14 protein-coding genes and 1 pseudogene are annotated in these 12774 nt (G+C 62.5%); 12 read left to right on the top strand and 3 right to left on the bottom strand.

Annotation, left to right across the window (positions count from 1 at the left end; genetic code table 11):
* Window positions 1–162: 162 nt before the first annotated feature.
* Window positions 163–729, bottom strand: coding sequence for a phasin family protein (locus tag KQH55_RS08050; protein ID WP_076786665.1), 567 nt, complete (start codon window positions 727–729; stop codon window positions 163–165).
* A 576-nt stretch (window positions 730–1305) separates the two neighbouring features.
* Here KQH55_RS08050 and pbpG point away from each other — a divergent pair.
* Entirely contained in the window at window positions 1306–2475 is a 1170-nt protein-coding gene (pbpG, locus tag KQH55_RS08045; protein ID WP_076786667.1) for a D-alanyl-D-alanine endopeptidase, read from the top strand.
* A gap of 116 nt (window positions 2476–2591) precedes the next feature.
* Here pbpG and KQH55_RS08040 read toward each other — a convergent pair whose 3' ends face one another.
* Complete coding sequence (locus KQH55_RS08040; RefSeq protein ID WP_235090568.1) at window positions 2592–3395, bottom strand: IclR family transcriptional regulator; 804 nt, start codon at window positions 3393–3395, stop codon at window positions 2592–2594.
* 74 nt (window positions 3396–3469) lie between these two features.
* On the opposite strand from KQH55_RS08040, the pseudogene KQH55_RS08035 reads away from it, so the two are divergent.
* The 11 genes and pseudogenes from KQH55_RS08035 to iscX form a co-directional block, all read left to right on the top strand.
* A pseudogene (locus KQH55_RS08035) lies at window positions 3470–3756 on the top strand (acyl-CoA dehydrogenase family protein); the annotation flags it as partial.
* A gap of 40 nt (window positions 3757–3796) precedes the next feature.
* On the top strand, window positions 3797–4972 hold the full coding sequence (locus KQH55_RS08030) for an enoyl-CoA hydratase/isomerase family protein (protein WP_235090567.1): 1176 nt from the start codon (window positions 3797–3799) through the stop codon (window positions 4970–4972).
* A gap of 452 nt (window positions 4973–5424) precedes the next feature.
* Window positions 5425–5907, top strand: coding sequence for a low molecular weight protein-tyrosine-phosphatase (locus KQH55_RS08025; protein ID WP_076786671.1), 483 nt, complete (start codon window positions 5425–5427; stop codon window positions 5905–5907).
* Between the two features lie 150 nt (window positions 5908–6057).
* A complete protein-coding gene (gene iscR / locus KQH55_RS08020) occupies window positions 6058–6588 on the top strand; it encodes a Fe-S cluster assembly transcriptional regulator IscR (protein WP_235090566.1) in 531 nt (176 codons plus the stop codon).
* Between the two features lie 56 nt (window positions 6589–6644).
* Window positions 6645–7868 (top strand): IscS subfamily cysteine desulfurase, encoded by a 1224-nt coding sequence (locus KQH55_RS08015; RefSeq protein WP_076795607.1) that lies wholly within the window; start codon window positions 6645–6647, stop codon window positions 7866–7868.
* A 44-nt stretch (window positions 7869–7912) separates the two neighbouring features.
* Window positions 7913–8338 carry a Fe-S cluster assembly scaffold IscU gene (gene iscU, locus KQH55_RS08010; RefSeq protein ID WP_076786677.1) on the top strand — a complete coding sequence of 142 codons (426 nt, stop codon included), beginning with the start codon at window positions 7913–7915 and terminating at the stop codon, window positions 8336–8338.
* Window positions 8339–8429: 91 nt separating this feature from the next.
* On the top strand, window positions 8430–8753 hold the full coding sequence (gene iscA / locus KQH55_RS08005; protein ID WP_139337092.1) for an iron-sulfur cluster assembly protein IscA: 324 nt from the start codon (window positions 8430–8432) through the stop codon (window positions 8751–8753).
* Between the two features lie 82 nt (window positions 8754–8835).
* Complete coding sequence (gene hscB / locus KQH55_RS08000; protein WP_076795604.1) at window positions 8836–9366, top strand: Fe-S protein assembly co-chaperone HscB; 531 nt, start codon at window positions 8836–8838, stop codon at window positions 9364–9366.
* A gap of 64 nt (window positions 9367–9430) precedes the next feature.
* Window positions 9431–11296, top strand: coding sequence for a Fe-S protein assembly chaperone HscA (hscA, locus tag KQH55_RS07995; RefSeq protein ID WP_076787811.1), 1866 nt, complete (start codon window positions 9431–9433; stop codon window positions 11294–11296).
* A gap of 38 nt (window positions 11297–11334) precedes the next feature.
* Complete coding sequence (gene fdx, locus KQH55_RS07990) at window positions 11335–11676, top strand: ISC system 2Fe-2S type ferredoxin (RefSeq protein ID WP_076786681.1); 342 nt, start codon at window positions 11335–11337, stop codon at window positions 11674–11676.
* Between the two features lie 20 nt (window positions 11677–11696).
* Entirely contained in the window at window positions 11697–11894 is a 198-nt protein-coding gene (iscX, locus tag KQH55_RS07985; protein WP_076786684.1) for a Fe-S cluster assembly protein IscX, read from the top strand.
* 51 nt (window positions 11895–11945) lie between these two features.
* On the opposite strand, the gene KQH55_RS07980 is transcribed toward iscX, so the two are convergent.
* A complete protein-coding gene (locus tag KQH55_RS07980) occupies window positions 11946–12590 on the bottom strand; it encodes a glycine zipper 2TM domain-containing protein (protein WP_235090565.1) in 645 nt (214 codons plus the stop codon).
* Between the last annotated feature and the right edge of the window lie 184 nt (window positions 12591–12774).

Raw genomic sequence — 12774 nt, 5'->3', positions numbered from 1 at the left:
ATCGAGTCGCGCTTTGCTGGCGCACCGGCAAAAGTGCATGGTGCAGGGCGCCAGCGCGTGGAACGGATACCATCGTGCTGTTCAGCCTTGCACCGGCATGGGCTCATGCACCACACCGTTGCCTTGGGCGCTGCTAGCTCCATGACGCCGAGCGGGTAGCCGTTACTTCTTGGCGGTGCGCGATGCCTGTGCGGCAGCTTGCTGAGCAGCTTTCGACGCAGCAGTGGCGGCGGCGTTGAAGTTGCTTTCAGCGATCTCAACTGCCTGCTTTGTGGCCTTTTGCACCGTTTCGTAGGTTGTGTTCGCGGCGGTGATCGCTGATTTCAACACCGAGACGACGGTTTCCGAGCCAGCCGGCGCGGTTTTCGCAACATTGTCGACCAACGCCTGCACGTTGCGGTTTTGTTCCTCGTACTGCGCTTCGGCAACGCGGACGAATTCGGCTTGCGTGGCCGACGCGATCTCGTACAGGTGATGGCCGTACGACAGGACTTTCTCCGCGGCAGGCTGCCCCAGGCTGGTTTGCAGCGACAACAGCTCCTGCGCATCCTTCACCGACAGCATGCGGTGCGCGTTTTCTTGAGATTCGGCCAGTGTCGCCTTCGCCGCTTTTAGGTTTAGCTCAACGAGTTTTTCGGCGCCTTCGAACGCTTTGTTCGCCAAACCAAACCACGTTTCCAAATTCACCTTCTGGGCGGCAGCGATTTGCTCGGGGGTCAACAGATTCATGCTTGCGCTCCTGATCCGACCCTGGCGGGGCCGCTGGTGGGGAGAAAGGCCGCCGCGCTGTTGTGCGGTGCAGCAGAATACGCATTTTAGGTGTGTTTGCGCGCGTGTCAAGTTTTTTGTGCAGTGCACAAATTAGGCTTCAGCTTAATAAACAAGTGTTTAGCGGCGTAAGCCGATGGGGCCGCAGCCAGCGCGGCTCGCTCAACGCAGCGTCTCAGCACACCGCGCTTCGCCTGGTCGAGATGTACACGCACCGTTGTGTGTCAATTTCGAGAACGTTTGAGTCATTGATTTGTTGTAGCGCGGCGCGCGACAAGAAAGGCATCTTTGTGCTGTCTCGAGGCAAACCTGGTTCAACATCGGTGGCACCAAACCGTTAAGTCGGAGGTAGGCACCGTTAAGCGACGGTGTAGCGAACTACCGTACGCGCCTGATTACTGATTTCAATTACACTGCAAGGCTCGATTGTCTGCCCTGAACGCCTGACAGGTCTTGGATGAAGTATTGGCGATAAGTGCCTAATAGGTTAGTCATTCCGGGCTTGGCTACACTTTCGGAAATCCGGTCATAACACGAATGAAAAGCACCTTGTTTTCGTCGTTGAAAGGCATCTGTGTCGCTGCCTTTGGCACGGCGTTGTCCATCGCCGGCTCAGCCATGCTGATGGCTGCGCTGGTCGCGCCGGCCAACGCGTATGCCGTCACCGCCGCGAAGGAAGCACGCGAATCCCGTGCGCGCCATGCTACCGCCGGCAAAGGTGGCAAGGCATGGACTGCGAAGCACCCGTCCAGGACCCGGCAAGCCCGCGCCGCGCGCTCGAGCAAGGTGGTGCGGCAGGCCGCCGCGCAGCCGTCGAAACGGCGCGTGTCGGCGCGGCTGAAGGGCCGTACGCACCATGCGGCCGTGCGCCGGGTCGCGTACCAGCCCAGGCCCGCAGTAGGCGCGTTCACGCTGCAGTCCGACGGCAGCGTGGCGTTGCGCTCGACGGTGGGCTTCATGGTCGATCAGAACACCGGTGAGGTACTGTACGACAAGAACTCGGCGTCAGTCGTGCCGATCGCGTCGATCACGAAGCTGATGACCGCGATGGTCGTGCTGGATTCGAAGGCACCGCTCAATGAGAGGCTGACGGTGACCGACGAGGACCGCGACTACGAGAAGGGCACCGGTTCCCGATTGTTGATCGGCTCGACGTTGTCGCGTGAGGATATGCTGCACATCGCGCTGATGGCCTCGGAGAATCGCGCCGCCGCGGCGCTGTCGCGCTACTATCCCGGCGGCCGACCCGGGTTCATCGCAGCGATGAACCGCAAGGCCGTCGAATTGGGTATGGCCCAAACCCATTTCCAGAACGCGACCGGCCTGACCTCGCAGAACGTGTCCAGCGCGCGCGACCTCGCGAAGATGGTCAATGCGGCATATCGGTATCCGCTGATCCGCCAGTTCTCCACTGACCGCAGCTACGATGTGTTCACCGGCAAGCGCATGCTCGCCTATAACAGCACGAACGCGCTGGTGCGCAACGCTTCGTGGGATATCGGGTTGCAGAAAACCGGCTTTATCAACGAGGCCGGCGAATGCCTGGTCATGCAGGCGACGATCCATGGCCGGCCCGTGATCATGGTGCTGCTGGACTCGTTTGGCAAGTATTCGCGCTTTGCCGATGCACAACGGTTGCGCAATTGGATGGACACTGGCGGAGTGCAACGTGTGACGAGCGCACAGACCAACGGCGCTGGCACCTGAACTGCACCCGTGTGCCGGTGTGCGGTCAATCTGCGCATTGGCGTTGGCCGGGCCGGCGCGCGTTCGCGGGTCTATCGTTCGCCGGCGATACCTGGCGGACGGTGGAACCGTTCATTTCACGCGGCAGCAGCAGCCGTGGCGGTGTTCGCCGGCGGCTGGTACCCGAGCGCCTGTGAAATTTCCAGCGCGGTATGGGTGAGCTGCGCGAGCCATGCGTTTTGCAAGCGGTCCGCCGGCGCGGACAGTGACAGGCCCGCCACCAGTTTCGAGCTGTCGTCATAGATGCCAGCCGCGATGCATCGCACGCCTAGTTCCAGTTCCTCATTGTCACGTGCACACGCTTGCTGGCGCACGTGTGCCAGTTCGCGCTCTAGCTTTGCTAGATTCGTGATGCTGTTCTGCGTATGGCCGGCTAGCCCGGTGCGCGTTGCGTAGGCGCGCACGCGCGATGCTTCGTCCGCGGCCAGGAACAGCTTGCCGACGGACGTCAGGTGCAGCGGCGCGCGGCCACCGATCGCGCGGACCACCTGCATGCCGGAGCGCTCCGAATAGGCGCGTTCGATATAGACGATTTCGTCACCCTGCCTAACAGATAGGTTCACCGTTTGCCCAGTGAGCCGGTGCAGTTCGCGCATTGGGCCGAGCGCGGCGTCGCGCACCGACAACCGGGCTTTGACCAGATTGCCTAACTCGAGCAGACGCATGCCCAGGCGGTACGTGCCCGGATCCGAACGATCGACGAGCCGGCACGTTACCATGTCGTTCAGGATTCGATGGGCGGTCGAGGGATGAAGCTCGGTGCGTTGCGCGAGTTCCTTGAGGCTGACAGGATCGCTATGCGCGGCGAGCGCGTCGAGCAGCCGCATCATCCGGTTGATTACCTGGATCGAGGTCTTGGCTTCTGCGTTCAGGTCGCTCATCATGGATACCGCTGTGCTGCAGTAGAAACCCGATTGTATCTCGTATGGTGAAAGATGCGAACGGTATGATGCCGCTGCGCGAGCACCAGAGCGTGCCAAGATGCTGGCGGACATGGCCACGCAACTGAACGCGGCGCGCTTGCGCACCGCTGGCAAGCCGTGCCTGTCCGAGGCGTCGCAGGCCAAGCTTTACGCGTCGGAGATGGCCGAGCGGGTGTGCTCCAGCGCGATCCAGGTGCATAGCGGATACGGCTATCTTGAGGGCTATGCCGTCGAGCGACACTACCGTGATGCGCGCATTATGCAGCTTTATGAAGGAACAAGCGAGATACAGCGGATGGTGATGGCACGGCAGGTCTAGCACGCGCGCCGTGCTGGTCAGCGTGATGCGAGGGAGGGTTATGACGATAGGGTCGCCCGCAGTGGGCGTGGTTGAGGCCGCCGCCGGAGCGCGGCGAGATGTTCCGGCCGCCGCACCGGTGACAGCCGAACATTTGAGTTATCAGGTGATCAATCGGGTGGCGGTTGTGACGCTGAATCGTCCCGATGCGCTGAACGCGCTGTCGCATTCGATGGTGCGCACGCTGGCGCAATGGGTCGAGCAATGCCGGACGGACGACCAAATTTTGGCACTAGTGCTGTGCGGTGCCGGCGACAAGGGTTTTTGCGCAGGGGGCGATGTGCGGGCGCTGTACCGGCTGGCGAGCGCCGGCGAGCGCTCGTGGCAAGCGTTCTTCATTGACGAATATCGGCTCGATTTCGCGCTGCATTATTTCCCTAAGCCCGTGGTTGCGCTGATGGACGGCATTACGATGGGCGGCGGGATGGGGTTGGCACAGGGTGCCTCGCTGCGGATTGCCACCCAACGTAGCCGGATCGCGATGCCGGAAACACGAATCGGTTTCGTGCCAGATGTGGGGGCCACGCGATTCTTGGCCGTGCTGCCGGTGGAGTTGGAACTGTATGTTGGATTGACCGGCGTGACGCTCAGCGGGGCCGATGCGCAGCGGCTCGGATTGGCCGATCTGCTGGTTGACGCCGATGCGTTGCGCGATTTCGACGTGCGACTGTGTGAAGCGGACACCACGGACATCGATCGTGCGCTGAAGCAGGCATTCGGCGGCCCCGATTCCAAGCCGGTACGCAGTACCGTGGACGATTGGCGCGCGCTAGCCATGCGTCATTTCAATCCTCGCCACTCGGTTGAGCAGATCGTTGCGTCGCTACACGGCCATTTGTCGGCCGGTCCCCGCGAGGCCGAGCGCGAATGGCTCAGCGCGACCCTCGATGCGCTGAGCGCCTATTCTCCCACCATGCTCAACGTGACGCGGCAGGCGTTGCTGCGGGGACGCCATATGACGCTGGCTGAATGTCTGCGGATGGAACTGGCGATCGCCACACAGGCGATCGACCACGGCGACTTCTGCGAAGGGGTGCGGGCGCACCTGATCGACAAGGACAAGCGGCCGCGCTGGGCGCCGGCCACGCTGGCCGAGGTCCGCGAAGAGCATGTGGCCGCGATGCTGCGCTCGCCGTGGCGCGCCGACGCGCATCCGCTGGCCGACCTGCACGGCTGAGCCGTTCAACTCACACGCCTCGCGCACGCCGCGGCGCCTGCTTAGTGCCAGTGTGTGTGTCCGTCTTGCAGGCCCTTCCATATGGGGCTGGCTCCGGAGCTGCCATTGTCGTCTCTCATGTTGCGGCCCTGGGCATTGCCGCACGCCGGCGGCAATGAAAAACGACAAGTTATCGGGTTGGTGGCGGGGCGCGGCGTGGTGCCGCTGGCGGCACGATGGGGTCTGCAATGGGGGCGTCGGCCGGCGCGTCGCGCTGGCTCGATCCGCTCAGTCAAGCGCGGTTCAATGCGGAGTTAGCGTGCACTGTGTCATACGGGCTTATCGATGGCAAGCCCATGCCCGGGTGTGCCGGGCGGCCAGTGCGCGATGTGGCAATCGTGCCTATTAGTACAAGCGTGCAGCACGAGCATGGATTCCGGCGTAGAATTGCGGCGCTCCGAACATTCAAACCCATGAAAACCGTCGCGCTGCTTTTCGTCTGCCTTGGCAATATTTGCCGTTCCCCCACCGCCGAAGCGGTGATGCGCGCCAAGGTACACGAGGCCGGGCTGGCTGACACGATCCACTTAGACTCGGCCGGCACGGGAGACTGGCATGTAGGTGCCGCACCCGACCCCCGTGCGTGCCGCGCCGCGATGTCGCGCGGTTACGCATTGGACGCGTTGCGTGCTCGGCAGGTCAGCGCCGGCGATTTTGCGCGGTTCGATCTGCTGCTCGCGATGGATCATGACAACGTCGTCGAGCTGCGCCGCCGCTGCCCGTCCGAGCATGGGCATAAGATCCGGCTGCTAATGGAGTTCGCGCGCCGTTACGATACCGACATCGTTGACGATCCTTATTTCGGTGGCCACGAAGGCTTTGAGCGCGTGCTTGATGAAGTCGAGGACGCCTGCGACGGCTTGCTTGCGCAGTTGCGGCAGCGCTACGCGATCTAAGCGGCACGCAGCGCGCGAGCCGACGGCAGCGCACGTTGCCGCATGGAGCGGTGCACTAATCTGTCCCTGACCGCGGTAGGGGTACTTGACTAAAATGCTAGGATATTTATACTTGATAAAAATTGTCGAGAATTACGGGTGCCCCACACCATGAGACTCACTACAAAAGGTCGCTTCGCCGTTACCGCGATGATCGACTTGGCGTTACGCCAAGAGAAGGGCCCTGTTACGCTCGCAGGTATTAGTCAGCGGCAGCGGATCTCGCTGTCTTATTTGGAGCAGCTGTTTGGCAAGCTGCGCCGGCACGAGATCGTCGAGTCGGTGCGCGGACCGGGCGGCGGCTACCATCTCGCGCGCCGCCCCGACGAGGTGACCGTGGCCGACATCATTATCGCGGTTGACGAGCCGCTGGACGCGACGCAGTGCGGTGGCAAGGGCACGTGCGAGGGCACCAAACAGCCAGACGGCCATTGCATGACGCATGAATTGTGGTCGACGCTGAACCAGAAGATGGTCGAGTACCTCGATTCCGTGTCGCTGCAGGACTTAGTCGAGCAACAGCGCTCGCGCGCGAGTGCAGCGCCGGTGCGGCTCGACCGGCGAGGCGAGCCGGTAGCGCCGGACGCGGTCCGCGTTGGGCCGAAAGGACCGAATTCCGTGTTCAACATCGCGCAGTCCTGAGCGGACGGCGACGCGACACACGTATTGGCAGCAGACACAGACTTGCGGAGCCCCATATGAAAAATCCCCCGTTCCACCTGCCCATTTACATGGACTACAGCGCGACGACGCCCATTGACCCGCGCGTGGCGGATAAGATGATCCCGTACCTGCGCGAGCAATTCGGTAACCCGGCCTCGCGTAGCCATGCATATGGCTGGGAAGCTGAGCGCGCGGTCGAACAGGCGCGCGAGCAGGTGGCCGCGTTGGTCAATGCCGATCCGCGCGAGATCATCTGGACGTCGGGTGCGACCGAGTCGGACAACCTGGCGCTGAAGGGCGCGGCGAATTTTTATCGCAGTAAGGGCAAGCACATCGTCACGGTGAAGACCGAGCACAAGGCCGTGCTCGACACCACGCGCGAACTGGAACGACAGGGCTTCGAGGTAACGTACCTGGACGTGCGTGACAATGGCTTGCTCGATCTGGAGGCATTCAGCGCGGCGTTGCGACCGGACACCATTCTCGTGTCGGTGATGCATGTAAACAACGAGATTGGCGTGATCCAGGATATTGCGACGATCGGCGAGATCTGCCGGCAAAAAGGGATTGTATTCCACGTCGATGCCGCGCAGGCGACCGGCAAGGTCGAAATCGACCTACAGAAGTTGAAGGTCGACCTGATGTCGTTTTCCGCGCACAAGACATATGGCCCGAAAGGGATCGGTGCGCTGTATGTGCGGCGCAAGCCGCGCGTGCGGATCGAGGCGCAGATGCACGGCGGCGGCCATGAGCGGGGCATGCGCTCCGGCACGCTCGCCCCCCATCAGATTGTGGGCATGGGCGAGGCGTTCCGGCTGGCCCGCGAGGAAATGGCCACCGAGAACGAGCGGGTGCGGATGCTGCGCGATCGCTTGCTCAACGGGCTACTGCGGATCGACGAGGTGTACGTGAACGGCGACATGCATGCGCGCGTGCCGCACAACCTGAACGTGAGCTTCAATTTTGTTGAAGGCGAGTCTCTGATCATGGCGGTCAAGGATGTCGCGGTATCGTCTGGTTCTGCCTGTACGTCCGCGTCGCTGGAGCCGTCGTACGTATTGCGCGCGCTGGGCCGTAACGACGAGCTGGCGCATAGCTCGATCCGCTTCACGGTGGGACGCTTCACGACCGAGCAGGAAGTAGACTACGTGATCGAGTTATTGAACAACAAGATCGCGAAGCTGCGCGAGCTTTCGCCGCTGTGGGAAATGCATCAGGAAGGGATCGACCTGTCGTCGATCCAATGGGCTGCGCACTGAGCGCGACGGCGTGAACCTCTACCGATACAGCAAGGAGTACTGCAATGGCTTATAGCGACAAGGTTCTGGACCACTATGAAAACCCGCGCAATGTCGGGTCGTTTGCGAAGGACGATGACGCGGTTGGCACCGGTATGGTCGGTGCGCCGGCGTGCGGTGACGTGATGAAGCTGCAAATCCGGGTCGGCGCGGATGGGACCATCGAGGACGCGAAGTTCAAGACCTATGGCTGCGGCTCCGCGATCGCGTCCAGTTCGTTGGTGACGGAATGGGTCAAAGGCAAGACGCTGGACCAGGCACTATCGATCAAGAATACCCAGATCGCCGAGGAGTTGGCGCTGCCACCGGTGAAGATCCACTGCTCGATTTTGGCGGAAGACGCGATCAAGGCGGCGGTGGCTGATTACAAGAAGCGGCGTGTGGCGGTGGCCGACGAACCTGCTGTCCAGGCGGGCGAAGCGGCGGCTTGACGTGGGGAGCCGCGCGACCGGCCGGTCCGGCCGGTCAAGCGCGGCAGTGGGCGAACCGATGAATGATGGCCGGCCGGACCGGCGAACGACGATGGCGATCACTTTGACGGAAAAAGCAGCACAGCACGTGCAAAAGTACCTGACGCGCCGCGGCAAAGGCATCGGGTTGCGGCTCGGAGTGCGCACGACCGGCTGCTCGGGTTTGGCGTACAAGCTCGAATACGTCGATGAACTGGACTGCGGCGACAGGGTGTTCGAGAGCCATGGGATCAAGGTCATCGTCGATCCGAAGAGCCTGGCGTACATCGACGGCACAGAGCTAGATTTCGCTCGCGAGGGGCTGAACGAGGGGTTCCGGTTTAACAACCCGAACGTGAAGGATGAATGCGGGTGCGGCGAGTCGTTCCGCGTCTGAATCGTCGCATGCTGCCTTTGGCGCCATTGGCGTATTTCCTCGGTGCCGCCGAACAGCAGGGCGCCAGTTGTGATTTCCGACCATGCCTTCGCTGACTCAAAACCATTTTGAATTGTTCCAGTTGCCCGAGCGTTTCGGATTGGATGCGCGCGCGCTCGATGATGCCTATCGCGCCGTGCAGGCTCAGGTGCATCCGGATCGTTTCGCTTCAGCCGGCGACGCGCAAAAGCGCATCGCGATGCAATGGGCAACGCGCGCGAACGAGGCGTATCAGACACTGAAGTCGCCGCTGCGACGCGCCACCTACCTGTTGCACCTACGTGGCATCGACGTCGGCGCGGAAAACAATACCGCGATGGAACCGGCGTTCCTGATGCAGCAAATGGAATGGCGCGAGCGGACCGAGGATGCGGCTGCGGCGCGCAAGGTCGATGCGCTGCAGGCGCTGCTACGCGAGTTGCGGGACGAGGAATCAGCACGGCTCGTGCGGCTCGGCGAATGGCTCGATTCCGGTGCGGACCAGCCGGCGGCCGAAGCGGTGCGCCAGTTGATGTTTATCGAACGAGTCGCACACGAAATCGACGCACAGATCGACAAATTGGAGGCGGCGTGAAGCTTGCCGCCCGATGCGAGGCGCGGCCGTCACGCGCCCGGCACCGTACTCCACATGGATAAAGATGGCCTTACTGCAAATCTCCGAACCTGGCATGGCGCCGGCGCCGCATCAGCGCCGAATCGCCATCGGTATCGACCTTGGGACAACCCACTCGCTGGTGGCTGCGGTGCGCAACAGCATCCCGGAGGTGCTGCCTGACGACGAAGGGCGGGCGTTGCTGCCGTCCGTCGTTCGCTACCTGCCTAGCGGTGGACGCAAAATCGGTTATCCGGCGAAGGAAGACGCGGCGCTGGATCCGCGCAACACGATTGTCTCGGTCAAGCGCTTTATGGGGCGCGGCAAGGCCGACGTGCAGGATCTGGACAATGCACCTTACGCGTTCATCGATGCGCCGGGCATGCTCCAGCTGCAGACCGTGGACGGCGTGCGCAGTCCGGTCGAAGTCTCCGCGGAGATTCTCGCGACATTGCGGCAGCGCGCCGAGGATACGCTCGGTGACGATATAGTCGGAGCCGTCATCACAGTTCCCGCGTATTTTGACGACGCACAGCGGCAAGCCACGAAAGATGCTGCTCAGCTTGCCGGCTTGAATGTGTTGCGCTTGTTGAACGAGCCGACCGCCGCGGCCATCGCCTATGGGTTGGACAGCGGTGCGCAAGGGCTATACGCGGTGTATGACTTGGGTGGCGGCACATTTGACTTGTCGGTGCTCAAGCTCACGCGCGGGGTGTTTGAGGTGCTGTCCACGGGCGGCGATTCGGCGCTGGGCGGCGATGATTTCGATCAGGCGCTGTATCGGCATGTGCTGAACCGCGCGGCGCTCGGCACGCTGCCGCCGCAGGACGTGCGAGCGCTGCTGGATGCGGTGCGTGTCGCGAAGGAAACGCTGTCGGATCAGGATGAGACCGTACTCGATGTCACGTTATCCTGCGGCCGGCGCGTCGTGCTGACGCTCACGGAAGCCGAATTCGCGACGATGACCCAGCCGCTGGTTGAACGTACGTTGGCGCTCACGCGCAAGGCGTTGCGCGATGCGAAGGCGGGGCCGCAGGACTTTGACGGCATCGTGTTGGTGGGCGGCTCGACGCGTATGCGTGGCGTGCGGCGTGCTGTCGAACAGTATTTCGGCAAGGCGCCGTTGACCGACTTGGATCCGGACCAAGTCGTCGCACTGGGCGCCGCGATCCAGGCCGACGTGTTGGCCGGCAACCGGCGCGAGGGTGACGACTGGTTGCTGCTCGACGTGATACCGTTGTCGCTCGGATTGGAGACGATGGGCGGGCTGGTGGAGAAGATCATTGCGCGGAACTCGACGATTCCTGTGGCACGGGCGCAGGAATTCACGACGTTCAAGGATGGCCAGAGCGCGATGGCCATTCACGTGGTGCAAGGCGAGCGTGAATTGGTGTCCGACTGTCGCTCGCTCGCGCGTTTCGAGTTGCGCGGCATTCCGCCGATGGCCGCTGGCGCCGCTCGGATCCGCGTCACCTTCCAGGTCGATGCGGACGGGCTGTTGTCCGTGTCCGCTCGCGAAATGCAGTCGGGCACGCAGGCCGCAGTGGTCGTCAAGCCGTCGTACGGGCTGGGTGACAACGATATCGCGCGGATGCTCGAGGATAGTTTTAGCAGCGCGGAGCGCGACATGCATGCAAGGGCGTTGCGCGAAGCACAAATTGACGCGCGGCGTCTGGTGGACGCAACCGACGCGGCGCTGGCGGTCGATGGGGAATTGCTTGACGCTGCTGAGCGTGCCGACGTCGATGCCAAATTGAACGCGCTGCGCGCCGTGGTCGACGGCGATGACGCGGACCGCATTGACGAGGCGACGAAAGCCCTGGCGGCCGCGACCGACGAGTTCGCTGCGCGGCGCATGGACAAGAGTATTCGTGGCGCGCTCGCTGGCCGTAAGCTTGATGAAATTGGCTGATCGTTGTCGCTACTGTCGCTTTACAGGACTGTTTTCCCATGCCTCAAATTGTTGTTTTGCCCCATGTCGAATTGTGTCCCGAGGGAGCGGTGCTTGAAGCCGAGCCTGGCAAGAGCGTCTGCGATGCGTTGCTGGATGCTGGAATCGAGATCGAGCATGCGTGCGAGAAGTCGTGCGCGTGCACCACTTGCCACGTGATCGTGCGCGAAGGATTCGATGCGCTGGCGCCGTCCGAGGAGGATGAGGACGACCTGTTGGACAAGGCTTGGGGCCTGGAGCCGACTTCCCGGTTGTCGTGTCAGGCCAAGGTGCCGCAAAATGCGGATTTGGTGATCGAGATTCCAAAATACTCGATCAATCATGCGAAGGAAAACCACTGAGTCCAAGGAGGGCGGCAGCGATGAAATGGACCGACACGAACGACATCGCGATGGCACTGACCGATGCCCATCCCGACGTTGACCCTCAATACGTGCGTTTCACCGACCTGCATCGATGGGTGACGGAACTGGACGGCTTTGACGACGACCCGGAGCGCTCGAGTGAAAAGATTCTCGAGGCGATCCAGACTGCGTGGATCGAAGACGCCGACTACTAAACCTCGCGCACCTCCCCTATCTGCGTCGCTGGCGCCCCAGTCTGTAGCGTGTCAACCGGCGTGCGTTAGCGCGCCGTTTTCAATTTGTACGCGCTCGCCGGGCTGGAAGGAGGGGGGCTGCCGGTACGTGAAGTAGCGCAGCTTGCCGTTCTGCATCCGTACGTGGACCCGATAGTCCGTTTCGCTGCGCATATGTTTCTCGACCGAGTTGCCGGCCAGTCCACCGCCGAGTGCGCCGAGCAGCGTCATCGCGGTACGTCCACCGCCGCCGCCGAACTGATTGCCGATCACGCCGCCTGCTACCGCACCGCCGACCGCGCCGAGTCCTGTGCTATGGCCTTCGCGCCGAACGGGAACGACCGACTCCACGGTGCCACATGATGCGCACGCCGCCGCACGGGGCGGTGCATATTGTGGCTCGGTGCGGGGCCCAGCGCCATGTTGCGCGTAGCCGACGGGCGGTGCGGGCATGGCTGCACCGCTCGATTGCCGCACACGTGGCGCATACGACGCGACGGCATCCATGACCGGTTGCTGCGCGGTTTGGGTGATGGGCGCGGCATCGCTGCGCGCGCTACTGCTGCTGGATGCATTGGGCAGCCACCCCGTGACGGCCGCGGTCGCGGCCAAGCTAGCAATGATGACCCCGACCGCGGCGGTCGCGACCAACGGGTGAAGTTTGCGTGGGCTTTCCATTTTTTGACCTTCACGAAAGGGGCGCTTTTCGATTGCGCCTAGTCTCCGCGATGCCCCGCCTGTTGTCGGTTTCAAGTTGTAACCAATTGCGGCATATCGGCCGTCGCACCCGTGTCGCTTTACCGTTTGTTACAAATAATTAGGGCCGGCAATTGCCGGCCCGCAGGGCGACGTTGGCGCACGG

The organism is Mycetohabitans sp. B3, from assembly GCF_021498065.1.
Classification (GTDB): Bacteria; Pseudomonadota; Gammaproteobacteria; order Burkholderiales; family Burkholderiaceae; genus Mycetohabitans.
Note: the sequence above shows the minus strand (reverse complement) of the source record. Positions and strands in the feature narration are given on the sequence as shown.